This window comes from Serratia sp. BFP-2025 (assembly GCF_050880365.1).
Lineage (GTDB): Bacteria > Pseudomonadota > Gammaproteobacteria > Enterobacterales > Enterobacteriaceae > Serratia > Serratia surfactantfaciens.
In genome coordinates this window covers 142,098-166,800 of sequence record NZ_JBPAFV010000001.1, presented here as the reverse complement: position 1 = coordinate 166,800, position 24,703 = coordinate 142,098, and the positions used below count along the sequence as shown (strand labels likewise).

Genomic DNA, 24,703 nt, shown 5'->3' with positions numbered 1-24,703 from the left:
GCCGCGGCTAACAATTAATGCTCACGCGCGTGGTTGACGGTGTAACGCGGCATTTCGACCACCAGATCTTCGTCGGCGACCAGCGCCTGGCAGCTCAGACGGCTTTCCGGCTCCAGCCCCCACGCTTTGTCCAGCATGTCGTCTTCCAGCTCGCTGCTCTCTTCCAGCGAATCGAAGCCTTCACGCACGATGCAGTGGCAGGTGGTGCAGGCGCAGGATTTCTCGCAGGCGTGCTCGATTTCAATGCCGTTGCGCAGCGCAACGTTGAGGATCGACTCCCCTTTTTCGGCTTCCAGAACCGCCCCTTCCGGGCAAAGATCTTGATGGGGCAGGAAAACAATTTTAGGCATGGTTAAACCTCATCCACAGAATGGCCAGCCAGCGCGCGGCGAATGGAAGCGTCCATGCGGCGCGCGGCAAAATCTTGCGTTTGTGCATCTAATGTTTTGATAGCGTCTTCGATAGCGGCGGGATCTTCACCCTGCGCCGCCTGCTGCAACGCCTGGGTCGAGGCGGCGATCGCCTGACTTTCCGCCTCGCTCAGCAGCGCGGCGTCGGTGGCCAGCGCGCCCTGCAGGCTTTCCAGCACCCGCGCGGCTTCCACGCGTTGCTCCGCCAGCTTGCGTGCGCCCACGTCGCTTTGCGCGTTGGCCATCGAGTCTTTGATCATGCCGGCGATTTCGCTGTCCGACAGACCGTACGACGGCTTGACCTGGATCGAGGCTTCAACGCCGGTGGATTTCTCCATCGCGGTGACGCTCAGCAGGCCGTCCGCGTCCACCTGGAAGGTCACGCGAATGTGCGCGCCCCCGGCAGGCAGCGGCGGCAGGCCACGCAGCGTAAAGCGCGCCAGCGAACGGCAATCCTGCACCAGCTCGCGCTCGCCCTGCAGCACGTGGATCATCATCGCGCTCTGGCCGTCTTTAAAGGTGGTGAACTCCTGCGCGCGCGCCACCGGGATAGTGGTGTTGCGCGGGATCACTTTCTCCACCAGACCGCCCATGGTTTCGAGACCCAGCGACAGCGGGATCACGTCCAGCAGCAGCATGTCGCTGTCCGGCTTGTTGCCCACCAGGATGTCGGCCTGGATCGCGGCGCCGATGGCGACCACTTTATCCGGATCGATCGACGTCAGCGGCGTGCGGCCGAAGAAGGCCCCCACCTGCTCACGCACCAGCGGCACGCGGGTAGAACCGCCGACCATCACCGCTTCCAGCACCTCGTCGGCGGTGACGCCGGCGTCTTTCAGCGCGCGACGGCAAGCCATCAGCGTGCGTTTCACCAGCGGGGCGATCAGCGCTTCAAACTGGGCGCGGGTCACCTCGCCCTGCCAGCCTGCCACCTCAACGCGCGCGCTGTCGGCATCGCTCAACGCGATTTTGGCGGCGATGGCGGCATCCAGCAGTTGGCGCTGCACGCCGTGGTCGCTGCGATCGGCCACGCCGGCCTGCTCGCGCAGCCAGTCGGCCAACAGATGATCGAAGTCGTCGCCGCCCAGCGCGGAATCGCCGCCGGTCGCCAGCACTTCGAACACGCCGCGGCTGAGACGCAGAATAGAGATATCAAAGGTGCCGCCGCCCAGATCGTAAACCGCGATCACCCCTTCCTGGCCGGAATCCAGCCCATAGGCGATCGCCGCCGCGGTCGGTTCGTTCAGCAGGCGCAGGACGTGCAGGCCGGCCAGACGCGCCGCGTCTTTGGTACCCTGGCGCTGCGCGTCGTCGAAGTAGGCGGGAACGGTGATCACCACGCCGTCCAGCTCCCCTTCCAGCGCCGCTTGCGCGCGCGCGGACAGGGCCCGCAGGATATCGGCGGAGACGCCGACCGGGTTAACCGGGCCGGCGGCAGTGACGATCAGCGGCAGGCCGTTGTCGCTGGCCTGGAATTGATACGGCAGGTTCGGGTAACGTTGCTGCACGTCCGCCAACGAGCGGCCCATCATGCGTTTGATGGAGCTGACGGTATTGGCCGGATCCTGCGCCGCCTGTTGGCGCGCCTCCCAGCCGACGCGCTGCGCGTCCGCCTGATAATGCACCACCGAAGGCAGCAAATGGCGCCCCTGTTCGTCGGCCAGCGTTTCCGCCTGCCCGCTGCGCACCGTGGCGACCAGCGAGTTGGTGGTGCCTAAGTCGATGCCGGCGGCCAAGCGTCGCTGGTGCGGCGCGGCGCTGAGACCAGGCTCACTAATTTGTAATAAGGCCATGTTGAAGCTTCCACAATCAGAATCAGAAGGTGTTACTCAAAACCCAGCAGTTTTTCTTCGAGTTGTTCAACCTGTTGCTGGAGTTTGTCCAAAAAGCGCAGCTTGCGCACGGTGTCGGCGGCGTCCGCCCACTGCTCGCTATCCAACTGCTGCAGCATCAGCGCGCTGCGCTGTTTGACCGAGGCGGCCAGCCGCGCGCCGAAATCGGCCAACAGGCTTTCCGCCTCCGGCTTGCGCTCAATGGCGTCGAGCTCTTCGCGCAGTTCCAGCTGTTCCATCAGAAACGCGGTGTCGCGCATCGTATGCTGCTCGTTGCCCAGATCGAAGCCGTGCAAAGATAGCATATACTCCGCGCGTTTTAACGGGTGCTTCAGCGCCTGGTAGGCTTCATTGATGGTCGCCGCCTGCTGCAACGCCATCAGGCGTTCGCGCTCCGGCTGGTTGGCGAAACGATCGGGGTGGAATTGGCGCTGCAGATCCTGGAAGCGGGACGCAAGCAGGCTGCCGTCCACGGTATAGCGAACTGGCAGCCCGAATAAAGTAAAGTAATCCATAGCGTGCTCTGGGCGTTAGCGGATGAAGTTCCCCCGCCGAGGCGGGGGAGCACGATGGACTGTCAGACGTTGAAACTCTCGCCGCAGCCGCATTCGCTTGAGACGTTCGGGTTGTTGAACTTGAAGCCTTCGTTCAGGCCTTCCTTAACGAAATCAAGCTCGGTGCCGTCAAGGTAGACCAGGCTCTTGCCGTCGATGATCACCTTGATGCCTTTGTCTTCAAACACGATGTCGTCATCGTTGGCTTCGTCAACAAATTCCAGCACGTACGCCATCCCGGAGCAGCCGGAAGTTCGCACTCCCAGACGCAGGCCGAGACCTTTGCCGCGGTTCGTCAAAAACGCCTGAACACGCTGCGCAGCGCTGTCGCTCATGGTAATAGACATCACAACCTCACACTTCACATCAAAGCCCGGCGCGGCCGGGCCGACTCAGACAAATTACTTGGCGCTATGCTTGCTCTTATAGTCAGCAATCGCTGCTTTGATGGCGTCTTCAGCCAGGATCGAGCAGTGAATTTTGACCGGCGGCAATTCCAGCTCTTCGGCGATCTGGGTGTTTTTGATCGCTTCAGCCTGATCCAGCGACTTGCCTTTCATCCATTCGGTCACCAGCGAGCTGGAGGCGATGGCGGAACCGCAGCCGTAAGTTTTAAAGCGCGCGTCTTCGATGATGCCTTCATCGTTAACCTTGATCTGCAGCTTCATGACGTCGCCACAAGCCGGCGCCCCTACCATGCCGCTGCCGACGGTAGGATCTTCGTTGTCGAAAGAACCCACGTTGCGCGGGTTTTCATAATGATCGATTACTTTTTCGCTGTAAGCCATGACCTTGCTCCTGAAACCTGAGAATTAATGATGCGCCCATTCGATGCTGTTGATATCCACGCCCTGCTTGAACATCTCCCACAGCGGGGACAGATCGCGCAGACGGCCGATGGATTTACGCACCAGTTGAATGGTGTAGTCGATCTCTTCTTCCGTGGTGAAACGCCCCAGGGAGAAACGGATCGAGCTGTGCGCCAATTCATCGCTCATGCCCAGCGCGCGCAGCACGTAGGACGGCTCGAGGCTGGCGGAGGTACAGGCTGAACCGGAAGAAACGGCCAGGTCTTTCAGCGCCATGATCAGCGACTCGCCTTCAACATAGTTGAAGCTGACGTTCAGGATGTTCGGTGCGCCGTGCTCCAGATCGCCGTTCAGATACACTTCTTCCATATCTTTCACGCCGTTCCACAGACGATCGCGCAGGGTGCGCAGACGCGCCATCTCTTCGGTCATCTCTTCTTTGGCGATGCGGTAAGCTTCGCCCATGCCGACGATCTGGTGAACAGGCAGGGTGCCGGAACGCATGCCGCGCTCGTGACCGCCACCGTGCACCTGCGCTTCGATGCGGATACGCGGCTTGCGGCGCACGTACAGCGCGCCGATGCCTTTCGGGCCATAGATTTTGTGGCCGGAGAACGACATCAGGTCGACTTTCAGCTTGCTCAGATCGATAGGCAGTTTGCCCACGCTCTGGGTAGCGTCAACGTGGTAGATGATACCGCGCGCGCGGCACATTTCGCCGATCGCTTCGATGTCCTGCACCACGCCGATCTCGTTGTTGACGTGCATGATGGAGACCAGGATGGTGTCATCGCGCATCGCCGCTTCGAGATCCTGCAGGCTGATGATGCCGTTGCTCTGCGGCGCCAGGTAGGTCACTTCGAACCCTTCGCGCTCCAGCTGACGGCAGGTGTCCAGCACGGCTTTGTGTTCGGTTTTGCTGGTGATGATGTGCTTGCCTTTTTTCTGGTAGAAATTGGCAGCGCCTTTGATCGCCAGGTTGTCGGATTCGGTCGCCCCGGAGGTGAAGACGATTTCGCGCGGGTCGGCGCCCACCAGTTCGGCGATTTGGTTACGGGCGATGTCTACCGCCTCTTCCGCCTGCCAACCGAAACGGTGGGAACGGGAAGCCGGGTTGCCGAAAGTGCCGTCCAGGGTCAAAAACTGCATCATCTTCTCAGCAACGCGCGGGTCGACCGGCGTCGTTGCTGAGTAATCCAGATAAATCGGTAATTTCATTGCTCTTGTGCTCCGTACATCACTTCCAAAAACTAAAATAATTTCGCCAGCTGCTTATGCGCGCAGATTAACGTTGATAGTTTCTTGCGGACGACCGTTGGCCGTGCGGCGCGTATCGTTGTTTTGACGATCTGCCACCATCAGCACTTCCTGGTTGTTGACCAGTTCAGCCAGCGTAATGTTGTTCAGGAACCCGCTGATGCGCTCGCTCAGATCGCGCCACAGGGCGTGGGTCAAGCAGCGATCACCGCCCTGGCAGCCTTCTTTGCCCTGGCAACGGGTTGCATCTACCGATTCATCGACAGCAGTGATGACAGCGCCAACGGCGATCTCACCCGCGTCTTTACCCAGCAGATAACCACCGCCCGGACCGCGCACGCTGGCCACCAGGCCATTCTTGCGCAGACGGGAGAATAATTGTTCCAGATAAGAGAGCGAAATACCCTGGCGTTCGGAAATGTCCGCCAGTGGCACCGGCCCTTCCTGGGAATGCAGCGCTACGTCGAGCATAGCGGTTACGGCATAACGGCCTTTGGATGTCAGTCTCATAGCTCAATGGTTACCTGTTGGTCAAATATGGCCGAAAGTCTGACATTCCTGAGTAAATCAGTCAACTATTTAACCTAGTAATTAACTCAAGTATTAGCACGTTTTGTACTTAGCAAGAACAAAGGTATATAAAATACATGTTATAACCTTTGGATAACTAATACTATTGTCGCCCACCGTTACGCCGCATCAATTAATTACCTTGATGTTTGTCCTGTTTCTCGATCGACGTCAGCATGCCGCGCAGGATATTTAGCTCCTGCCCTTCCGGGCGCGCGCGGGTGAACAGCCGACGCAGGCGGTTCATCACCTGGCCCGGATGGGACGGGCGAATAAAGCCGGTGCGCTGCAGCGTCTGCTCCAGGTGCTGATAGAAGCGCTCGAGGTCATCCACCAGCGGATACGGCGTCTCTTCCAGCTGCGGCGCGCCCGCCTGTTGGCGATCGAGGTAAGCCACGCGCACTTCGTACGCCAGGATCTGCACCGCCATCGCCAGGTTCAGCGAGCTGTAGTCCGGGTTGGCCGGAATGGCGACGTGGTAGTGGCACTTCTGCAATTCATCGTTGGTCAGCCCGACGCGTTCACGGCCGAACACCAGCGCCACCGGCGCGTGCTCGCCTTCGTGCACCGAACGCACGCCGCATTCACGCGGCTCCAGCATCGGCCACGGCAAGGTGCGGGAGCGCGCGCTGGTACCCACCACCAGGCTGCAGCCGGCGATGGCGTCATCGAGGGTATCGACGATAGTGGCGTTGCCGATCACGTCGCTGGCACCGGCGGCCAGGGCGATGGCCTGAGAATCGGGTTTGATCAGCGGATTAACCAGATAAAGGTTGGTTAAACCCATGGTTTTCATGGCTCTGGCGGTCGAGCCCATGTTGCCGGTATGTGAAGTCTCTACCAGAACAATGCGGATATTGTGCAGCATACAAACTCTGAGCGTGGCGGAAAATCGCAGCATCTTAACACAGCCGTAGGCAATTTGCCGAACAGCTGCTATACTTCGCGCCGTTTCCTGTTCTTTAACATCCTAGTTGGAAGATACCCATGCATCCGATGCTGACTATCGCCGTGCGCGCTGCGCGCAAGGCCGGTAACCTGATTGCCAAAAACTACGAAACCCCTGACGCTGTAGAAGCGAGCCAGAAAGGGACCAACGACTTCGTCACCAACGTCGATCGCGATGCAGAGCATCTGATCATCGACGTCATCCGCAAGTCTTATCCGCAACACAGCATCGTGAGCGAAGAGCGCGGCGAACTGATCGGCGAAGATCGCGATGTGCAATGGGTGATCGATCCACTGGATGGCACTGCAAACTTCATCAAACGCTTCCCTCATTTCTCCGTTTCCATCGCCGTACGCATCAAAGGCCGTACTGAAGTGGCCGTGGTTTACGATCCGATGCGCAACGAACTGTTCACCGCCACTCGCGGCCAGGGCGCACAGCTCAACGGTTACCGCCTGCGCGGCACCAACGCCAAAGATCTGGATGGCACCATCCTGGCGACCGGCTTCCCGTTCAAAGTCAAACAGCACGCTACGCCTTACATCAACATCGTCGGCAAACTGTTCACCCAGTGTGCGGACTTCCGCCGCACCGGTTCCGCCGCGCTGGATCTGGCCTATGTGGCCGCCGGCCGCGTAGACGGTTTCTTCGAAATCGGCCTGAAGCCGTGGGACTTCGCTGCGGGCGAGCTGCTGGTGCGTGAAGCCGGCGGCCTGGTGACCGACTTCGTCGGCGGCCACAACCACTTCAGCTCCGGCAACGTGGTAGCGGGCAACCCGCGCGTGGTGAAAGCCATGTTGGCCACCATGCGTGAAGAACTGAGCGAAGCGCTGAAGCGTTAATCGCCAGAAGCGAATCGAAAAAAAGCGCTGCCGATGCAGCGCTTTTTTTATGCCCGTTAGCGAGAGAAGGGGCGGATGCCGCCGCCGAATTCCGGCTGCGCGCTGACGTACAGCAGCAGCCCGGCGGCCAGCAGGATCAGGCCACCGGCCAGCGCCAGCGAGCCCCAGGCTACCGCGCTCCAGGCGGCGGGCGCGCGCGAACGGCTGAGGCGCACCGCCAGCCGGCGGCTGTAATGCACCAGCAGCGCCAGCATGGAAATGGTCAAGGATGTGCCGAATGCCATCGCCAGCGCGGAAAGCACGCCCCAGCCGAACACGCCGATCACCTTGGAGAACAGCAGTACCAAAATCGCCCCCGAGCAGGGGCGCATGCCCATCGCCAGCACGATGGCGGTTCGGGTGCGCCAGTCGCTCCCCGCCTGTAGCTCGCTGTCGCTCGGCAGATGCCGGTGCCCGCAGCCGCAGTCGGCGCTGTGCACATGATCCGCCGCCAGCGGCGTCAGGCTGTTGATGCGCAGCGCCGGCGCCGGGCGCATCGCTTTGATCGCCGCAAACAGACGTTTCAGCGCGCGCCAACTCAGCAGCGCGCCAAGCAGCATCACCAGAATAAAACTGCCCTTCTCCAGCCAAAAGCTGCTTTGGTGCAGCTGGCGCGAAGAGAGCTGCAACACCACCAACATCAACGTCACCAGCGCGATCGCCACCAGCCCCTGCACCAGCGACGCGGCGAAGGTCAGCTTCAGGCTACTTTTCAGCCGCGCCGGGTGGGTGGCCAGATAGGTGGCGATCACCACTTTACCGTGGCCGGGCCCAAGCGCATGCAAAACGCCATAACCGAGGCTGAACAGCATCAGCGCCAGCCCGGCCTGCTGCGGCGCGGCCTTCACCTGCTGCAACAGCCCCGCCATCTGTTGATGCAGCGCTTTTTGCCATACCACGCTCTGCATCAGCAGCTGCGGCCAGTAGTGCCACGCCAGCAGCGCGGCGGCCGTCAGCGCCAGCGTGAACGGCAGCAGCGGCCACAGGCCAAAGACCCAGTGGCGTCGGCTTGTCGTCGGCGGAGAGAAATTTAGCGACATTGCAGCGTCACCCGCTGGGCAAACTGTTGCCCCAGCGCCAGGTCTTCGCCGGGCGAGTCGTTCTTGTCGAGCGACAGCGCATAGGCCTGCAGCGACGCATTCGGCTTCGGCGTCATCAGCTTGTAACTGCACTGCTGCGCCATCTCCGGCGGCAGATGCAGCGCATTTTGGTCTTTATAGGTCATATCCACGAAATAAGTCGGATCGTAAGTAGAAAGTTGAAACGGCTTGCCCGCCAACGGCTGCGGCTCGGCCAACGGCATCACGAACTCCAACACCGCCTGGTTGCCCTGGCGCGACAGGTGATATTCGCTGGGCAAGTTCAGGTATTTCACCGGCTTGCCGTCACGATAAAGATCGGTGAAATAGTGCTGCCCCAGCACGTTGGCCATCACTTCCGCCGCCAGCTTTTTCCACACTTCCGAATCGCTCTTGGCGTTTTTCGCATCGTAGAGCAGATCCGCCGAGGTGATTTCATCCATCACCCACACCATTTTCAGGCCGACCAGCCGCTGGTCTTTGGCGACGAAGGTGGTGTTCATGTCGATAAAGCTGTGCGGATGAGCGGCCGCTCCAGCGCTGAACACGGCGCCGAGGGCAGCCAAAAGACGACGTAACTTCATCATTATCCTGTCTTACCTGCATTTGTTATAACGTAACACAAATAACTGCCGAACGGTCTGCCGCTCCCGGCAATATTTGTGACGAAAGTTGTAAGCCGAAGTAAAAGCCGCGCTGTCATCCTGACGTTACAAAGCCTTTTGCTATGCTTAGGCATAATCGCAACCTTATATGCCGGAAGGTGATATGAGCCTGGACACCTCTCCCGTGCCTGAGCTCTCCGGACAACAACGGCGCTGTCATCTGCTGCTGATGCTGTACACGCCGGAGCCCGAGTTACAGCTGGAGACCTTAAGCCGAATCAATGGCGTCGCCCCCCCGATAACCCGGCAAGATATAGCCGAGGTGGCCAGTGAAATCCAGCGTTTCCACCATCTGGAGATCGCCGTCGATCCCGACCATGGCTACCAACTGCGGGGCAGCGCGCTCGATCAACGCCTGTGCCTGATCCATTGGCTGCGGCGGGCCCTGCGTTGCAGCCCGCAGTTCGTCGAAAGCGACTTCGCCCCGCGCCTGCGGCTGGCGCTGGCGGCCGATGCCGGGTCGGCGTCGCAGCTGGCTCAAGCGATAGACGCCTGCGAACCGCTGCTCAACCGCCACTTCGACGCGCGCGACCGCCAATTCCTGCTGCATTACCTGCTCTACTGCGCCTGGCAAAACCGCCTGCAGCGCCATCCGCGTTTCGACGCCGTTCAACGCGACTGGCTGCGGCAAAAGCCGGAGCAGCAAGCCGCCGCCTGGCTACATCAGGCCTGCAACCGGCTGTTTAACCAGCCGCCGCACGCGGACGAGCGCGATTTTCTGGCGCTGACCTTCACCATGTTGAAAAATCACAGCTACCACAGCGATGACTCGGCGCAAGAACAGCGGCTGATGGCGGCAATCGACAGCATGGTCGTGCGTTTCCAGCAGCTTTCCGGCATGGCTTTCAGCAGCAAAGCGGAGCTGGTCAGCCAGCTGTTCGCCCACCTGGCGCCGGCGCTGGAGCGCTGCCGTTTCGCCATCGGCATTGACAATATGCTGCTGGAAGAAGTGGTGCGTAAATACCCGCGGCTGATGCGCACCACGCAGGATGCGCTGAAGCCGCTGGAACAGGAGTACGGCGTGCAGTTTTCCAACGAGGAAGCGGGCCTGGTGGCCATCAGCTTCGGTGCCTGGCTGATGCAGGACAACGCACTACAGGAAAAACAGGTGCTGCTGCTGACGCTGGATAACCCGCAGTTGGAAGAGGAAGTGGAATATCAGCTCCGCGAGCTCACGCTGCTGCCGCTGAACATCAAGTATCTGCCGCTGGGCGACTACCTGCGCGGCGGAGCGCCGCAGGGCGTCACGCTGGTGATCACCCCTTATGCGGCGGTGCACAGCGCTCCGCACCCGCCGCTGATCTACACCGAGCTGCCGCTGGAAAGCCGGCAGCGCGAGGCCATCCGCGCGCTGCTGGAAGCCCCTTAATCAACATCAACGGCTGACGCTGACCGCCGGTGGCCGGATGAACAAGGCCGGTGCCGCGACCGCCGCCATCACCCAGAATACCCCGCCCTGCCAATGTTCGAACAGGAACCCGGCGATCACCGTCATGACGGCGATACCGCCGCCCATCGCCAACGCCGAATACACCGCCTGCAGCCGGATCACCTCCTGCCCCTGACGCGCGGCGATAAAGCGCATCGCCGCCAGGTGGCACACGGTAAAGGTGCCGCAGTGCAAGATCTGAATCAGCAGCAACCAGCCCAGTTCGGTACTGTAGGCCATCAGGCTCCAGCGCAACACGCCGCAGCAGGCGGAGAGCAACAGCAGGTTGCGCGCATTCCAGCGGCGGAACAGCACGTTGCTGCTGGCGAAAATAATCACCTCCGCCACCACGCCCAGCGACCACAGGTAGCCGATGGTCGAGGCCGAATAACCGGCCTCCTGCCAGTAAATGGAGCCAAAGCTGTAGTAGCCGGCATGCGCCCCCTGCAGCAACGTGACGCACAGCAGGAAGCGCCAGACCGGCCCTTCTTTCAGCAGCGCCCACAGCGAACGCTCGTCCCCGCTGTGCGTGCGCGCTTCACCCTGCGGCATAACGTTCGGCTTCAACAGCATGCCCAGCAGCATCGCCAGCACGCTGAGGATCAGGCTGTAGAGAATGGCGTTATGGCCCCACACCGCCACCAGTTGCCCGGTCAGCGCCGAGCCGATGACGAACGCCAGCGACCCCCACAGCCGCACCCGGCCGTAGTCCATGCGGATTTGCTTCTGCCAGGTGGCGGCCAGGGCGTCGGTCAGCGGCACCAGCGGCGAAAAGAACAGGTTGAAACCGGCGATCACCAGCATCAGCCAACCCCAACCGTTGCCGAAGCAGAAACCGACCGCGAAGGCCAACGTCAACAGGGCCAACAGGCGCAGGGCGGAGACCAGATGAGAGGGATCTTTAACGCGGGGAGCAATTAGCAAGCTACCGAGGAAGCGGGCCACCAGACCGGCGCCGAGTAAAATGCCGATGGTTTCGGGCGCGATGCCCTCGCCTTTCAGCCACACGCCCCAGAACGGTAAGAAGATGCCATAGGAAAAGAAGTAGGTGAAATAACTGAGAGCGAGCCAACGCGTTGATTGCAGAACCATGATCCCTCCGGTGTGAGGGCAATACTTTGACAGAGCTCACACCGCCCGGCAATCTTCATTCCACTTCAATGCATTAGAGTGCCAAACAGTTCACAGTTTGCCGCAAGCGGCCATAAAAAAACCCGCCGCAGCGGGTTTTTTCAGGCGAAAGCGGGATTAGGCGTAAACCGGCAGGCGGGCGCAGATATCCAGCACTTTCTTCTTGGTGCGTTCGATGGTGGCTTCATCGTTGATGTTGTCCAGCACATCGCAGATCCAACCGGCCAGCTCGCGCACGTCGGCTTCTTTGAAGCCGCGACGAGTCACGGCCGGGGTGCCGATACGCACGCCGGAGGTGACGAACGGGCTCTTCGGATCGTTCGGCACGCTGTTTTTGTTGACGGTGATGTTGGCGCGGCCCAGGGCGGCGTCAGCTTCTTTACCGGTCAGGTTTTTGTCGACCAGATCCAGCAGGAACAGGTGGTTATGGGTGCCGCCGGAGACCACTTTGTAGCCGCGCTGCAGGAACACTTCCACCATCGCCTTGGCGTTGACCGCCACTTGCTGCTGGTAAATCTTGAACTCAGGCTCCATCGCTTCTTTCAGCGCCACCGCCTTGCCGGCGATCACGTGCATCAGCGGGCCGCCCTGGCCGCCAGGGAACACGGCAGAGTTCAGTTTCTTGTACAGCTCTTCGTCGCCGCCCTTCGCCAGGATCAGGCCGCCGCGCGGACCCGCCAGGGTTTTGTGGGTGGTGGTAGTGACGATGTGCGCGTGCGGCACCGGGTTCGGGTACACGCCGGCGGCGATCAGGCCCGCCACGTGCGCCATGTCGACGAACAGGTAAGCGCCGATGCTGTCGGCGATTTCGCGCATTTTGGCCCAGTCAACCACGCCGGAGTAAGCGGAGAAGCCGCCGATGATCATTTTCGGCTTGTGGGTCTGCGCCTGTTTGGCCAGATCGTCATAGTCGATTTGACCTTTGTCGTCGATGCCGTAAGGCACCACGTTATACAGCTTGCCGGACAGGTTGACCGGGGAACCGTGGGTCAGGTGACCGCCGTGCGCCAGGTTCATGCCCAGAATGGTGTCGCCCGGCTGCAGCAGCGCGGTGTACACAGCGAAGTTAGCCTGGGAGCCTGAGTGCGGCTGCACGTTGGCGTAATCGGCGCCGAACAATTCTTTGGCGCGATCGATAGCCAGCTGTTCAACGATATCCACGTATTCACAGCCGCCGTAGTAACGCTTGCCCGGATAGCCTTCAGCGTATTTGTTGGTCAGCTGGGAACCCTGAGCCTGCATCACGCGCGGGCTGGTGTAGTTCTCAGACGCGATCAGCTCGATGTGCTCTTCCTGACGCACCACTTCCTGCTCCATGGCGCGCCACAGTTCAGCATCGTAATCGGCAATGTTCATTTCACGCTTTAACATCCGGCATCTCCTGACTTAAATCAGCTAACTAAAAAATCACCAAATAACTACCCGTTTGGGTTCTGGGCCACAGTGTAAACCGTTTCCCCCCACCGAAGATAGGTCTTGACAGAGGTTTTTACGCAAACGATTGGCATAAGGCAGCGCAAGGCTTTGATCCGCGAAATGTCCCCGTTTATCAACGGACATTTCCTCATGCGAACAATGCGCTTTTTTCATGTTCTGTGAACACGATCGACGCCTGAAGAACACCGCAACGAAAACAAGGGCATTTACAAGCGACGCGGAACCCAATAAGATGCATTTAAAATACATCATTAAAATTCTCGTCAAGAGCCCAACCCAAGGAGCGCTCCCATGCTGGATAGCCAAACCATCGCCACCGTGAAATCCACCATTCCCCTGCTGGCTGCAACCGGGCCGAAGCTGACCGCCCACTTTTACGATCGCATGTTCGCGCACAACCCGGAATTGAAAGACATTTTCAACATGAGCAATCAGCGCAACGGCGATCAGCGTCAGGCGCTGTTCGACGCCATCTGCGCCTATGCCGCCAACATCGAGAACCTGGCGGCGCTGCTGCCGGCGGTGGAGCGCATCGCGCAGAAGCACACCAGCTTCAATATTCAGCCGGAGCAGTACAACATCGTCGGCGGCCACCTGCTGGCAACGCTGGACGAGATGTTCAGCCCGGGTCAGGAAGTGCTGGACGCCTGGGGCAAAGCCTACGGCGTGCTGGCCAACGTGTTTATTCAGCGTGAAGAGCAGATTTATCAGCAGAGCGAAGCCGATAACGGCGGCTGGCGCGATCTGCGCGCATTCCGCATCCTGAAGAAACAGCCGCAGAGCGACGTGATCTGCAGCTTCGTGCTGGCGCCGGTGGACGGCGGCCGGGTGGCGGACTTCAAACCGGGGCAGTATCTGGCGGTCTACATCAAGCACGACAGCCTGGAGCATCAGGAAATTCGCCAGTACTCGCTGACCACCTCGCCGAACGGCGAGTTCTACCGCATCGCGGTAAAGCGTGAAGATCAGGGTAAAGTGTCCAACTACCTGCATCAGCAGGCGCAGGAAGGCGACGTGATCTACATCGCCCCGCCGCACGGCGACTTCTTCCTCGACGTGGCGCCGACTACGCCGGTGGCGCTGATCTCCGCCGGCGTCGGCCAAACCCCGATGCTCGGCATGCTCAACACCCTGCACGACAACCAGCATCAGGCGCAGGTCCACTGGCTGCACGCGGCGGAAAACGGCGACGTGCACGCCTTTGCCGATGAAGTGGCGGATATTGCCGGGCGCATGCCGAATCTGAGCCGCCATGTGTGGTACCGCGAGCCGGGCGCCGATGACGTGGAAGGCCGCGATTACCACAGCCGCGGATTGATGGATTTGAGCGCGCTGCGGGGCAGCCTGGCCGATCCGCAGATGCACTATTACTTCTGCGGCCCGGTAGCCTTCATGCAGTTCGTGGGGAAACAGCTGCTGGAGATGGGCGTAGAGGCCGAACGCATCCACTACGAATGCTTCGGCCCGCATAAGGTGCTGTAATGCTTGCGGAGCGCGGCCGTCAGACCGCGCTCCCCCTTCATTTCTCCTGCAGTTTGCGCGCGTCCTGCACCTGCTGTACCGTCACCGGCACCGCCTGGTTGCCCCAGCTTCCCCGCAGATAGCTCATCAGATCGGCCGCTTGCCGATCGTTCAACGCCCAGCCGTAAGCCGGCATGTCGAACGCCATCGCCTGTTGCGTGGTCGGCGTATGCGCCCCTTCCAGCACCACCCGCAGCGCGGTCAGCGGATTGTCCGCCGTCACCGTGGCGTTGCCCGCCAGCGCCGGAATGGCGAAGTCGGTGCCCTCGCCCTGGTTGCCGTGGCAGGTCGAGCAGTACATCGCATAGGTCGCCTTGCCGCCCGGATTATCCGCCTGCGCAGCAGATGAGGCAGGTTTAGCGGCGCTTTCCGGTGCCAGGCTGCGCAGGTACACCGCGATGGCGTTCAGATCGCCGTCGCTGAGGTACTGCGTACTGTGGGTCACCACCTCGCTCATCGGCCCGGCGACCGCCGCATGGCGGCTGCGGCCGGTTTTCAGCAGCGCCGTCACCTCTTCCGGCGGCAGGCCGCGCAGATTGGAAGCGTACCAGCCGTCGAGTTCGGCGCCGCTCAGGAACACTGTTTCCTTGCCATCCAGCCCCTTCTCCTGCATCGCCCAGCCGCGCGGCGTGTGGCAGCTGCCGCAGTGGCCGGCACCCTGCACCAGGTAGGCGCCGCGGTTCCACTCGGCGCTCTGCTGCGGATCCGCCTGATACGGCTGGTCGTCGTGGAACAGCTGGTTCCACACCGCCAGCGGCCAGCGCATCGACAGCGGCCAACTAATGTCGCTGGCGCGGTTGGCGACGTTCTGTGCCGGCACCTCGTTCATCAGATAGTCATACAGCGCACGCATGTCTTCCGCGCTCATTTTGGCGTACGAGGTGTACGGCATCGCCGGGTAGAGCCGGTGACCGTCTTTGGCCACCCCCTGGCGCATGGCGCGATCGAATTCCTCGAACGAATAGGCGCCGATGCCGTGCAGCTTGTCCGGCGTGATGTTGGTGGCGTAGATGGCCCCGAGCGGCGTCGGGAACTTCATGCCGCCCGCCAGTTCAGCGCCGCCCGGCGCGGTGTGGCAGGCGGTGCAGTCGCCGGCTTTGGCGACGTATTCCCCGGCCGACATCGCCTGGGCCGAACCGCCGGCCGCCAGCAGGCTCAACAGGTACAGCGAACGCAGACTCATGCACCCTCCTTGGCGGCAACCTTGCCGTAGGCCAGTTCGTTAACCGCGCGCCACGCCTGGTCGATCGCCGAGTTAGCGTACGGGCTCCAGTCAGCATCGGAGTTGGCGATAACAATCTTGCCGATCGGCTGCCGCGCCGTTTCGATGATTTTCTTGGCTTCTTCTTCGTCGTCAAACAGCCCGTTGAGGAAGTAGGAGTAACCGTGCGACCAGCGGTTGACGGTGATCGCCTGAATATCGCGCTGATGATCGAAACCGGCCTCGCCCAGCATGCCCTGCAGCTGTTCGCGGATCATCTGCTCGTGTACCTCAAACGGCGTGCCCAGCAGCAGCGCGCGCCCTTTGCGCGACTGCTCGCGCGGGCTGAGGCCGCTGCCCGGTAGCGTCGGTACATACACCATATGCAGGCCGATTGGCCGATCCGGATCGCGCGGATGCTGATAGCCGCCCATGCTCACCGGATAATCCAGCTTCACGCGGCTGTACGGTGCGGCCGGCGAGTAGATCTCGTGCACCCCCAGCTTGATGAACGGCTGCCAGTTGCGGATCACCACCTTGCTGTACACCAGCGGCGACTTGACGTTCTGCTTCAACGCCTCCTGCTGCTCGTGCGACATCTCCGGCACCAGATACGGGATCATCATGTTGTAGCCGGCCATCACCACCTGGCCCGCGCGCACTTTGGTCATCTTCTCGCCGGTCATATAGGTGACTTCCACCTTGTCGCCGACGTTGGCCGCGTGCAGCCCGGTGCTGTTCAAACGCAGCTTCACCGGCGACTCCGGCCGATCGAGCTGGCTGTAATCGAATTTGGCCAGCACCACGTCGTCCATGTCCTTGCCGGCCGGCGCCACCGCCGGGATCAGCTTGCGCACCATCAGGCGCGCCAGCGTGGCGTTGCCGTCCGGGAAATGGAACACATAAGGATCGTCGAGATCCGCCTGCGACTCTTCGTCCAGCGGCGGCAGATTCATGCCGCCGAGGCCCGGCAGATCGCAGATGCGCGCATCGCTGCACGAGGTGCCGTCGATGCCCACCGCCTGGAAATCGTTGGTGGTCTGCTGGAAGTAGCGGATCGCCAGTTCGCTCAGCCCAACCTTCTCACGCAGGAACTGGGTGTAGCTGTGGGTGTCGAGCCATTCGACCTTCTGCTCCAGCGTCATCTCCGGCAGATAATCTTTCTCCACCGTATGCAGCGCGATCAGCGCCTGGCGGTCGCTTTCCGGCAGCGGGAAATCGCCGATGAACTCTGCGTAAGGCCGCCCGTTGAGGCGATCGCGCGGAATGTCGTCCGCCACCGTGCGGCCCGGATCGCCGCTCACCACCTTATCGACGCCGAAGTTTTTGCGATCGAAATAAACGCCGCGGCTCAGGTTCAGATCCGGATAGAAATTGGTGTCAAAAGCCTGCTCCAACCGATCGATATCGACGCCGATCTTGCGCAGCAGCCCCATCGCCACCGGGCTGAAGTTGGAACGCGGCGACTGCAGCGATTCGCTGCCGCCGTAGCCGAGCAACATGCCGTCGTCGCTGTTGAATTCGTTGCGCTTGGCGTGGCCGCCGAAGTCGTCATGGTTGTCGATCAGCAGAATGCGCTGCTGCTCGCCCTTCAGCTGCTGCCAGAAACAGGCGGCCGCCAGGCCGCTGATGCCGGCGCCCACCACCACCAGATCGAACTCTTCAACGGCGGGCACGCTGCCGAAGTCAAAGGCTTTTCCGTCGCGCCCCAGTTGATGCGCATGCTCGAACGAGCCCGGATGGTTGCCCCGTAGCCCGGTCAGCGCCGGCGGGTAGTACAGGGTTTGATTGGCGGTTTGCGGTGACGCGCGCAGGATTTGCAGCGGCGTCAACCCGGCGGCGATGGTGATCGCCACCCCGTTGAGAAAATCGCGTCGGGTGATACCCATATAGGCTTCCTTTCAATTTTTATTATCATCGGCCGGCCGGGGCCGGCCCAAAGGCCGCGCTATTGTGCGGATAATTATTGTAAAATCAATGTTTGAACATCACATGACGAATGGCCGTGTAATCCTCCAGCCCGTACATCGACATATCCTTGCCGTAACCGGACAGTTTCTGGCCGCCGTGCGGCATCTCGCTCACCAGCATGAAGTGGGTGTTCACCCAGGTGCAGCCGTATTGCAGGCGGGCACTTAAGCGATGCGCGCGGCCCACGTCGCGGGTCCACACGGACGAGGCCAATCCGTAGTTGGATTCGTTCGCCCAAGCCAGCACCTGCTCTTCGTCGTCGAACGGCGTCACCGTCACCACCGGGCCGAACACTTCGCGCTGCACGATCTCATCTTCCTGGCGCGCGCCAGCCAGCAGCGTCGGCTGGAAATAGTAGCCCGGCCCCTTCACCTTCTCGCCGCCGGTCACTACCTGTACGTGCGGCAACGCTTTGGCTCGCTCGACGAAACCGGCGACCCGTTCCAGATGCTGCGCGGTAATCAACGGCCCCAGTTCGGTGCTCTCATCGTCCGGCGCGCCGATCTTCAGGCTGGCCACCGCCTCGCCCAGCCGCTTCACCAGCTCGGGATAAATGCTTTTCTGCGCGTAGATGCGGCAGGCGGCGGTGCAATCCTGCCCGGCGTTGTAGAACCCGAAGCCGCGAATGCCGTCCACCACCTGTTGCAAATCGGCGTCGTCGAACACCAGCACCGGCGCCTTGCCGCCCAGCTCCATATGGGTGCGTTTAATGCCGGCGGCGGTGTGGGCGATGATGTGCTCGCCGGTGGCGATCGACCCGGTCAGCGACACCATGCGCACCTTGTCATGCCCGGTCAGCCGATCGCCGACGCTGGCGCCGCGGCCGAACAGCACGTTGAGCACGCCCGGCGGGAACAACCCGGCGGCCAGTTCGGCCAGTTTGAAGGTGGTCAGCGGCGTCTGCTCCGAAGGCTTGATCACCACGCAGTTGCCCGCCGCCAACGCTGGCGCCAGTTTCCAGGCCGCCATCATCAGCGGGTAGTTCCACGGCGCGATCGAGGCCACCACGCCGAGCGGATCGCGGCGGATCATCGAGGTGTGCCCGGCCAGATACTCGCCGGCCGCCATGCCGGTCAGGCAGCGGCTGGCACCGGCGAAGAAGCGAAACACGTCGGCCACCGCCGGCAGCTCGTCGTTCAGCACGCAGTGATAAGGCTTGCCGCAGTTGAGCGACTCCAGCCTGGCGAAGGTCTCGGCATGCTCGTCGATCAGATCCGCCAGCTTGAGCAGATGCTCGGCGCGCTCTTTCGGCGTGGTTTGCCCCCAGGCGGCGAATGCGGCGTCTGCCGCCAGCACCGCGCGATCGACCTGCTCCGGGCTGGCCTCCGCCACCTGCGCGATCACTTCGCCGGTCGCCGGGTTATACACCGGCTGGGTCGCGCCCTGGCCATTCACCAGTTGGCCGTCAATCAACAGTTGGCTTTGCATAGGGTTATCCTTTTATCAGAGGTCGGGTAAGGAAATTATTTGCCGCTGCCGGCGACGCTTTCCCCACCTTTGGTCAGGTAGTAAGCGCCGAGGATCGGCAGCATGGTCAACAGCATCACCGACAGCGCCACCACGTTGGTGATCGGCACGTCGCGCGGGCGACCGAGCTGGTTCAACAGCCACAGCGGCAGCGTGCGCTCGTGGCCGGCGGTAAAGGTGGTCACGATGATTTCATCGAACGACAGCGCGAATGCCAGCATGCCGCCGGCCAGCAGCGCAGAGCCGAGGTTCGGCAGGATCACATAGCGGAAGGTTTGCCACCCGTCGGCGCCGAGGTCCATCGAAGCCTCGATCAGGCTGTATGAGGTGCGGCGGAACCGGGCGATGACGTTGTTGAACACGATCACCACGCAGAAAGTCGCATGGCCGACGACGATGGTCAGGATGCCCGGCTCGATGTTCAGCGCCTTGAACGCCGCCAGCAACGCCAGGCCGGTGACGATCCCCGGCAGCGCGATCGGCAGCAGCAGCAGCAGCGAAATGCTGTCCTTGCCGAAGAAATCGCGCCGATAGAGCGCCGCCGCCGCCAGGGTGCCGAGCACCAGCGCGATGGCGGTCGCCAGGCAGGCGATCTGCGCCGACAGCAGCACCGCATCGATGATGTCCTGCCGCCCGGCGGCAACGTTGAACCAGTGCAGCGTAAAGCCCTTCGGCGGGAAGCTGAAGGCCGCGTCCTCGGTGTTGAAGGCGTAGATGGCGATGATCGCCAACGGGAAATGCAGGAAGACAAGTCCGCCCCAGGCGGCCAGCTTCAGCCCTAAGGGCGCGCGTTCAGAGTGCATCGAAGGCCCCCAGACGTTTGACGATGGAAAGGTAGATGGCGATCAGGACGATCGGCACCAGCGTAAAGGCCGCGGCCATCGGCATATTGCCGATCGCGCCCTGCTGGGCGTACACCATGCTGCCGATGAAATAGCCCGGCGGCCCCACCAGCTGCGGCACGATAAAGTCGCCCAGCGTCAGCGAGAAGGTGAAGATCGACCCGGCGGCGATGCCCGGTACCGCCAGCGGCAAAATGACGTGACGGAAGGTTTGTGCCGGCCGGGCGCCCAAATCCGCCGAGGCATGCAGCAGCGAGGGCGGCAGGCGCTCCAGCGCCGCCTGGATCGGCAGGATCATGAACGGCAGCCAGATATAGACGAACACCAGAAAACGCCCCAGGCCCGAGGTCGACAGCGTGTTGCCGCCGACGCCAGGCACCGTCAGCAGCGAAGCCAACAGCGGCTCCAGCCCCAGGTGCTGCAGGAACCACTGCGCCACGCCGTCTTTCGCCAACAGCAGAGTCCAGGCATAGGCTTTGACGATATAGCTGGCCCACATCGGCATCATCACCGCGATGTAAAAGAACGCTTTGACGCGGCCGCTGGTGTAGCGCGCCATGTAATAGGCGATCGGGAACGCCAGTGCCGCGCTGGCCAGCGACACCAGCACCGCCATGGTCAGCGTGCGCAGGATGATGTCGTAGTTGGCCGGGTTGAACAGCGCCGCCAGGTTGGCGAAAGTCAGATCCGGCGTCACCGCCATGGTGAAATCGTCGAAGGTGTAAAAACCCTGCCACAGCAGCGTCAGCAGCGAACCGAGGTACACCGCGCCAAACCACAGCAGCGGCGGCACCAGCAACAGCAGCAGGTACAACGTCGGCCGGCGATAAAGCCAGGTCGACAGCGCGCGCACGCTACCGCCGCGCGCCGAGGGGGAATCGATGCTCATGTCCATCTCACCTCTCCTCCAGCAGCGGCACCATCGCCGCGCGCGGCCAGCAGGCGACAATCGGCTGGCCGATCTGCCGCTGTTGCCCTGCGGCGATCCACTGCGGATTGGCCTGGCTGACCAGCAGCTTTTCGCCGCCGTTCAGCGCGATCTCATACCGCGTGGCCGCGCCCTGGTAATGGATTTCCTGCAGCGTGCCCTGCACCTGGATCTCGTCCTGCGCCGCGCCGCCTTGCTCCAGCAGGCGGATATGTTCCGGCCGGATCGAGAAGGTCCGGCTTTCGCCGAGCAGACGCTGCGCCAGCTCGCTGCGCACCACGTTGGAGGTGCCGACGAACTCGGCAACGAACGGCGTCTTCGGCCGCATGTAAAGCTCGCGCGGCGTATCCACCTGTTCGATGCGGCCGTTATTGAACACCGCCACCCGATCGGACATCGACAGCGCTTCGCTTTGATCGTGGGTGACGAAGATAAAGGTGATGCCCAGCTGGCGCTGCAGCTTCTTCAGCTCGCCCTGCATCTGCTCGCGCAGCTTGAGATCCAGCGCGCCGAGCGGTTCGTCCAGCAGCAGCACCCGCGGCCGATTGACCAGCGCGCGCGCCAACGCCACGCGCTGCCGCTGGCCGCCCGACAGGTGCGCCGGCTTGCGTTCGGCGACGAAACCGAGCGCCACGCTCTCCAGCGCCTCTTGCGCCCGCGCCAGCCGCTCGCGTTTGGCGACGCCCTTCACCATCAGGCCGTAGGCGACGTTTTCCAGCACCGACATGTGCGGGAACAGCGCATAATCCTGAAACACGGTGTTCACGTCGCGCTGGTACGGCGGCAGGTTGGCAGCTTCCTGGCCGTGGATACGAATCGAGCCGGAAGTGAGCTGTTCAAAGCCGGCGATCAGGCGCAGGCAGGTGGTTTTGCCCGAACCGGACGGCCCGAGCATGGAGAAGAATTCCCCGTCCTGAATGTCGATGGATACCCGATCCACGGCGCGAACATCGCCGAAAGTCCGCGAAACATCGATGAATTGCACGGCAATGGTCATTTTCTGTGCTCCATACTGATGTAAATCGGGCGCAGCGGGCTGCGCCCCGCGGCTTAGCGGCCGCCCATGATGGCGATGTAATCCTGGGTCCAGCGGCTGTACGGCACGAACTTGCCGCCCTGCGCCTGCGGCGTTTTCCAGAAGGCGATTTTGTCGAACTGGTTAAAGCCGTTGGTTTCGCAGCCCTTCTCACCCAGCAGCGCGCTGGCCTTGCAGCCCGCCGGCGAAGCCGGCACCGAACCGAACCAGGCCGCCACGTCGCCCTGCACCTTCGGCTCCAGAGACCAGTTCATCCACTGGTAGGCGCAACTCGGGTGTTTGGCGTCGGCATGCAGCATGGTGGTGTCCGCCCAGCCGGTCACGCCCTCTTTCGGGAACACGGTGGCGATCGGCTGCCCTTCGCCCTTCAGGGCGTTGGCCTGATACGGCCAGGCGCTGGAGGCCACCACGCCTTCGTTTTTAAAGTCGCTCATCTGCACCGAGGTATCGTGCCAGTAGCGGTGGATCAGCGCGTGCTGGCTACGCAGCAGTTTCAGCGCCGCCTGGTACTGCTCTTCGTTGAGCTGGTAAGGATCGCTTATGCCGAGCTGCGGCTGGGTGGCCTTCAGGAACAGCGCCGCGTCGGCGATGTAGATCGGGCCGTCGTAAGCCTGCACCCGCCCCTGGTTGCTCTTGCCGTCCGGCAGGTTCTGCTGCTGGAAGATCACCGCCCAGCTGTCCGGCGGCGTCGGGAAGGTTTTGGTGTTGTACATCAGCAGGTTCGGCCCCCACTGGTACGGCGTGCCGTAGGTTTTGCCGTCCACGGTGTACCAGGCGCCGTTCAGCAAGCGCGGATCGATGTTCTTCCAGTTCGGGATCAGCGCGGTGTTGATCGGCTGCACCCGCTTGCCGAAGATCAGACGCAGCGAGGCGTCGCCGGAGGCGGTCACCAGATCGTAGCCACCCTTGGCCATCAGGCTGACCATTTCATCGGAGGTGGCGGCGGTCTTCACGTTCACCGCGCAGCCGGTTTGCTTTTCAAACTGGGTGACCCAGTCGTAGTTTTTATCCGACTGGCCGCGTTCGATGTAGCCGGGCCAGGCGATGATATCCAGCCGGCCTTCGCCTTTGCCCAGCGACTGCGGCAGATCGGCCGCCTGAGCCAGACCGCACAGCACCGTGAGGCAGAGCGCGGAGACGGTGGTGGTGACTGCGGTAGTTTTTCCCATCGTAATTACCCCTGTGTTGCTTATCGGTGTGCGGCAGGGAACGGCTGCCGCCTGATTTTCTTGATATAACCGTTAGAAGCTGGCTTTGAACTTCGCCATAACGTGCCTGACAACGCTGTAATCCTGCAGCGAATCGCTGGACAGATCCTTGCCGTAGCCGGAGCGTTTCAGGCCGCCGTGCGGCATCTCGCTCGCCAAGGTGAAATGGGTATTGATCCAGGTGCTGCCGTACTGCAGATGGGCGGCGATGTGCAGCGCCCGGTCGATATTTTGCGTCCACACCGACGAAGCCAGCCCGTATTCCGAGTCGTTGGCCCACTCGACCGCCTGCTCCAGGTGCTCGAAGCGCGTGACGCTGACCACCGGGCCGAACACCTCGCGCTGCACGATCTCGTCGCTTTGCAGGCAACCCGCCAGCAGGGTCGGCTGGTAGTAGAACCCCGGCCCGGAGTGGGCCGCGGCGCCGGTGATCAATTCGATATGCGGTTGGCTGAGCGCCCGCTCGACAAAGCTGGCGACGCGATCGCGCTGGCGGCTACTTATCAACGGGCCGATCTCGTTGTCCTGATCGCGCTTGCGGGCGAAGCGCAGGCTGGCGACCGCCTCGCCCAGCGCGTCCACCAGTTTGGGATAGATGCCGGCCTGCGCGTAGATGCGGCAGGCGGCGGTGCAGTCCTGGCCGGCGTTGTAATAGCCATAGGTGCGAATGCCGTTGACCACCTCGTCGAGATCGGCGTCGTCGCAGACGATCACCGGCGCCTTGCCCCCCAGTTCCAGGTGGGTGCGCTTGACGCTTTTGGCCGCCGCCTGAAGAATTTTTTGCCCGGTGACGATATCGCCGGTGACCGACACCAGCCGCACCTGCGGGTGCCCTACCAGTTGGCTGCCGACCCCTTCACCGCCGCCGTAGACAATGTTCAGCACGCCCGGCGGCAGGATCTCCTGCAGCGCCGGCACCAGCGCCAGAATGGTCAGCGGCGTATGTTCGGAGGGTTTAAACACCACGGTATTGCCCGCCGCCAACGCCGGCGCGATCTTCCACGCCGCCATCATCAGCGGATAGTTCCAGGGGGCGATCGAGGCCACCACGCCGACCGGATCGCGGCGGATCATCGAGGTGTGGCCCGGCACATACTCACCGGCCAGCTGCCCTTGCTGCGTGCGGACCGCGCCGGCGAAGAAGCGGAACACGTCGACCGCCGCCGGCAGATCGTCATTGAGCGCCTGATGCAGCGGCTTGCCGCAGTTGAGGGCTTCCAGCTGCGCCAGCTGCGGCGCCTGCCGCTCGATGGCGTCGGCGATGCGCAGCAATAAGGCGGCGCGCTGGCCTGGCGTGGTGCGCGACCAGTGGCCGAACGCCTGCTGCGCGGCTTTCACCGCGCTGCCGACCTGCGCCGCAGAGGCTTCGGTCAGGGCGATCAGCGTCTCGCCGTTGGCCGGATTGACAATGCACTCCTGCTGGCCTTCGCCGTCGACAAGCTGACCGTTAATGAACTGCTGACAGGACAAACCTGAGAGAACCTGCACATCTGCCATCGCCTGACGCCCCTAAGTGACAAAAACGT

The 24,703-nt window shown here is 62.1% G+C and carries 23 protein-coding genes; 3 read left to right on the top strand and 20 right to left on the bottom strand.

Annotated features, from left to right (window positions below):
- Window positions 1-14 precede the first annotated feature (14 nt).
- From fdx to trmJ, 8 genes are all read right to left on the bottom strand, one after another.
- Window positions 15-350, bottom strand: a complete 336-nt coding sequence (gene fdx / locus ACRAWE_RS00805; protein WP_004941417.1) for an ISC system 2Fe-2S type ferredoxin — start codon at window positions 348-350, stop codon at window positions 15-17.
- A 2-nt stretch (window positions 351-352) separates the two neighbouring features.
- A complete protein-coding gene (gene hscA / locus ACRAWE_RS00800) occupies window positions 353-2,203 on the bottom strand; it encodes a Fe-S protein assembly chaperone HscA (protein ID WP_432524409.1) in 1,851 nt (616 codons plus the stop codon).
- Between the two features lie 32 nt (window positions 2,204-2,235).
- Window positions 2,236-2,757: a co-chaperone HscB gene (gene hscB, locus ACRAWE_RS00795; RefSeq protein ID WP_033644094.1), complete on the bottom strand. Its 522-nt coding sequence runs from the start codon at window positions 2,755-2,757 to the stop codon at window positions 2,236-2,238.
- Between the two features lie 62 nt (window positions 2,758-2,819).
- Window positions 2,820-3,143 (bottom strand): iron-sulfur cluster assembly protein IscA, encoded by a 324-nt coding sequence (gene iscA / locus ACRAWE_RS00790; protein WP_004941410.1) that lies wholly within the window; start codon window positions 3,141-3,143, stop codon window positions 2,820-2,822.
- 54 nt (window positions 3,144-3,197) lie between these two features.
- Entirely contained in the window at window positions 3,198-3,584 is a 387-nt protein-coding gene (iscU, locus tag ACRAWE_RS00785) for a Fe-S cluster assembly scaffold IscU (RefSeq protein WP_004941408.1), read from the bottom strand.
- 24 nt (window positions 3,585-3,608) lie between these two features.
- A complete protein-coding gene (iscS, locus tag ACRAWE_RS00780) occupies window positions 3,609-4,823 on the bottom strand; it encodes a cysteine desulfurase (protein ID WP_015378780.1) in 1,215 nt (404 codons plus the stop codon).
- Window positions 4,824-4,877: 54 nt separating this feature from the next.
- Window positions 4,878-5,372: a Fe-S cluster assembly transcriptional regulator IscR gene (gene iscR / locus ACRAWE_RS00775; RefSeq protein ID WP_025159551.1), complete on the bottom strand. Its 495-nt coding sequence runs from the start codon at window positions 5,370-5,372 to the stop codon at window positions 4,878-4,880.
- 193 nt (window positions 5,373-5,565) lie between these two features.
- Window positions 5,566-6,300: a tRNA (cytosine(32)/uridine(32)-2'-O)-methyltransferase TrmJ gene (gene trmJ, locus ACRAWE_RS00770; RefSeq protein WP_019452346.1), complete on the bottom strand. Its 735-nt coding sequence runs from the start codon at window positions 6,298-6,300 to the stop codon at window positions 5,566-5,568.
- 119 nt (window positions 6,301-6,419) lie between these two features.
- On the opposite strand from trmJ, the gene suhB reads away from it, so the two are divergent.
- Window positions 6,420-7,223 carry an inositol-1-monophosphatase gene (gene suhB / locus ACRAWE_RS00765; RefSeq protein WP_004941400.1) on the top strand — a complete coding sequence of 268 codons (804 nt, stop codon included), beginning with the start codon at window positions 6,420-6,422 and terminating at the stop codon, window positions 7,221-7,223.
- Window positions 7,224-7,279: 56 nt separating this feature from the next.
- Here the strand turns inward: suhB and ACRAWE_RS00760 are convergent, their stop codons facing one another.
- Window positions 7,280-8,302, bottom strand: coding sequence for a nickel/cobalt transporter (locus ACRAWE_RS00760; RefSeq protein ID WP_063919895.1), 1,023 nt, complete (start codon window positions 8,300-8,302; stop codon window positions 7,280-7,282).
- Window positions 8,293-8,928: a DUF1007 family protein gene (locus ACRAWE_RS00755; RefSeq protein WP_063919896.1), complete on the bottom strand. Its 636-nt coding sequence runs from the start codon at window positions 8,926-8,928 to the stop codon at window positions 8,293-8,295. The genes ACRAWE_RS00760 and ACRAWE_RS00755 overlap by 10 nt, the downstream gene beginning before the upstream one ends.
- A gap of 181 nt (window positions 8,929-9,109) precedes the next feature.
- On the opposite strand from ACRAWE_RS00755, the gene csiE reads away from it, so the two are divergent.
- Entirely contained in the window at window positions 9,110-10,375 is a 1,266-nt protein-coding gene (gene csiE / locus ACRAWE_RS00750; RefSeq protein WP_211129579.1) for a stationary phase inducible protein CsiE, read from the top strand.
- A 6-nt stretch (window positions 10,376-10,381) separates the two neighbouring features.
- Here the strand turns inward: csiE and ACRAWE_RS00745 are convergent, their stop codons facing one another.
- Together ACRAWE_RS00745 and glyA are read right to left on the bottom strand one after the other, a co-directional pair.
- A complete protein-coding gene (locus ACRAWE_RS00745; RefSeq protein WP_019452342.1) occupies window positions 10,382-11,527 on the bottom strand; it encodes a 3-phenylpropionate MFS transporter in 1,146 nt (381 codons plus the stop codon).
- Window positions 11,528-11,683: 156 nt separating this feature from the next.
- On the bottom strand, window positions 11,684-12,937 hold the full coding sequence (glyA, locus tag ACRAWE_RS00740) for a serine hydroxymethyltransferase (protein WP_432524404.1): 1,254 nt from the start codon (window positions 12,935-12,937) through the stop codon (window positions 11,684-11,686).
- Between the two features lie 357 nt (window positions 12,938-13,294).
- On the opposite strand from glyA, the gene hmpA reads away from it, so the two are divergent.
- Window positions 13,295-14,485, top strand: a complete 1,191-nt coding sequence (gene hmpA, locus ACRAWE_RS00735) for an NO-inducible flavohemoprotein (protein WP_019452341.1) — start codon at window positions 13,295-13,297, stop codon at window positions 14,483-14,485.
- 37 nt (window positions 14,486-14,522) lie between these two features.
- Here the strand turns inward: hmpA and ACRAWE_RS00730 are convergent, their stop codons facing one another.
- The 8 genes from ACRAWE_RS00730 to ACRAWE_RS00695 all read right to left on the bottom strand — a co-directional run bounded on the left by ACRAWE_RS00730 (window position 14,523) and on the right by ACRAWE_RS00695 (window position 24,674).
- A complete protein-coding gene (locus tag ACRAWE_RS00730) occupies window positions 14,523-15,707 on the bottom strand; it encodes a c-type cytochrome (RefSeq protein ID WP_432524400.1) in 1,185 nt (394 codons plus the stop codon).
- Window positions 15,704-17,614, bottom strand: coding sequence for an NAD(P)-binding protein (locus tag ACRAWE_RS00725; protein ID WP_432524397.1), 1,911 nt, complete (start codon window positions 17,612-17,614; stop codon window positions 15,704-15,706). Before ACRAWE_RS00725 ends, ACRAWE_RS00730 begins: the two co-directional genes overlap by 4 nt.
- Window positions 17,615-17,699: 85 nt before the next feature.
- On the bottom strand, window positions 17,700-19,124 hold the full coding sequence (patD, locus tag ACRAWE_RS00720) for an aminobutyraldehyde dehydrogenase (RefSeq protein WP_015378788.1): 1,425 nt from the start codon (window positions 19,122-19,124) through the stop codon (window positions 17,700-17,702).
- Between the two features lie 35 nt (window positions 19,125-19,159).
- On the bottom strand, window positions 19,160-19,966 hold the full coding sequence (locus ACRAWE_RS00715) for an ABC transporter permease (protein ID WP_016929774.1): 807 nt from the start codon (window positions 19,964-19,966) through the stop codon (window positions 19,160-19,162).
- Window positions 19,956-20,900 (bottom strand): ABC transporter permease, encoded by a 945-nt coding sequence (locus ACRAWE_RS00710; RefSeq protein WP_019452337.1) that lies wholly within the window; start codon window positions 20,898-20,900, stop codon window positions 19,956-19,958. The genes ACRAWE_RS00715 and ACRAWE_RS00710 overlap by 11 nt, the downstream gene beginning before the upstream one ends.
- 1 nt (window position 20,901) lies before the next feature.
- The gene (locus tag ACRAWE_RS00705; RefSeq protein WP_019452336.1) at window positions 20,902-21,930 is read right to left on the bottom strand and encodes an ABC transporter ATP-binding protein; all 1,029 of its coding nucleotides are present in this window, start codon (window positions 21,928-21,930) and stop codon (window positions 20,902-20,904) included.
- 53 nt (window positions 21,931-21,983) lie between these two features.
- Entirely contained in the window at window positions 21,984-23,138 is a 1,155-nt protein-coding gene (gene ydcS / locus ACRAWE_RS00700; RefSeq protein ID WP_019452335.1) for a putative ABC transporter substrate-binding protein YdcS, read from the bottom strand.
- 72 nt (window positions 23,139-23,210) lie between these two features.
- Entirely contained in the window at window positions 23,211-24,674 is a 1,464-nt protein-coding gene (locus ACRAWE_RS00695) for a gamma-aminobutyraldehyde dehydrogenase (protein ID WP_025159549.1), read from the bottom strand.
- Between the last annotated feature and the right edge of the window lie 29 nt (window positions 24,675-24,703).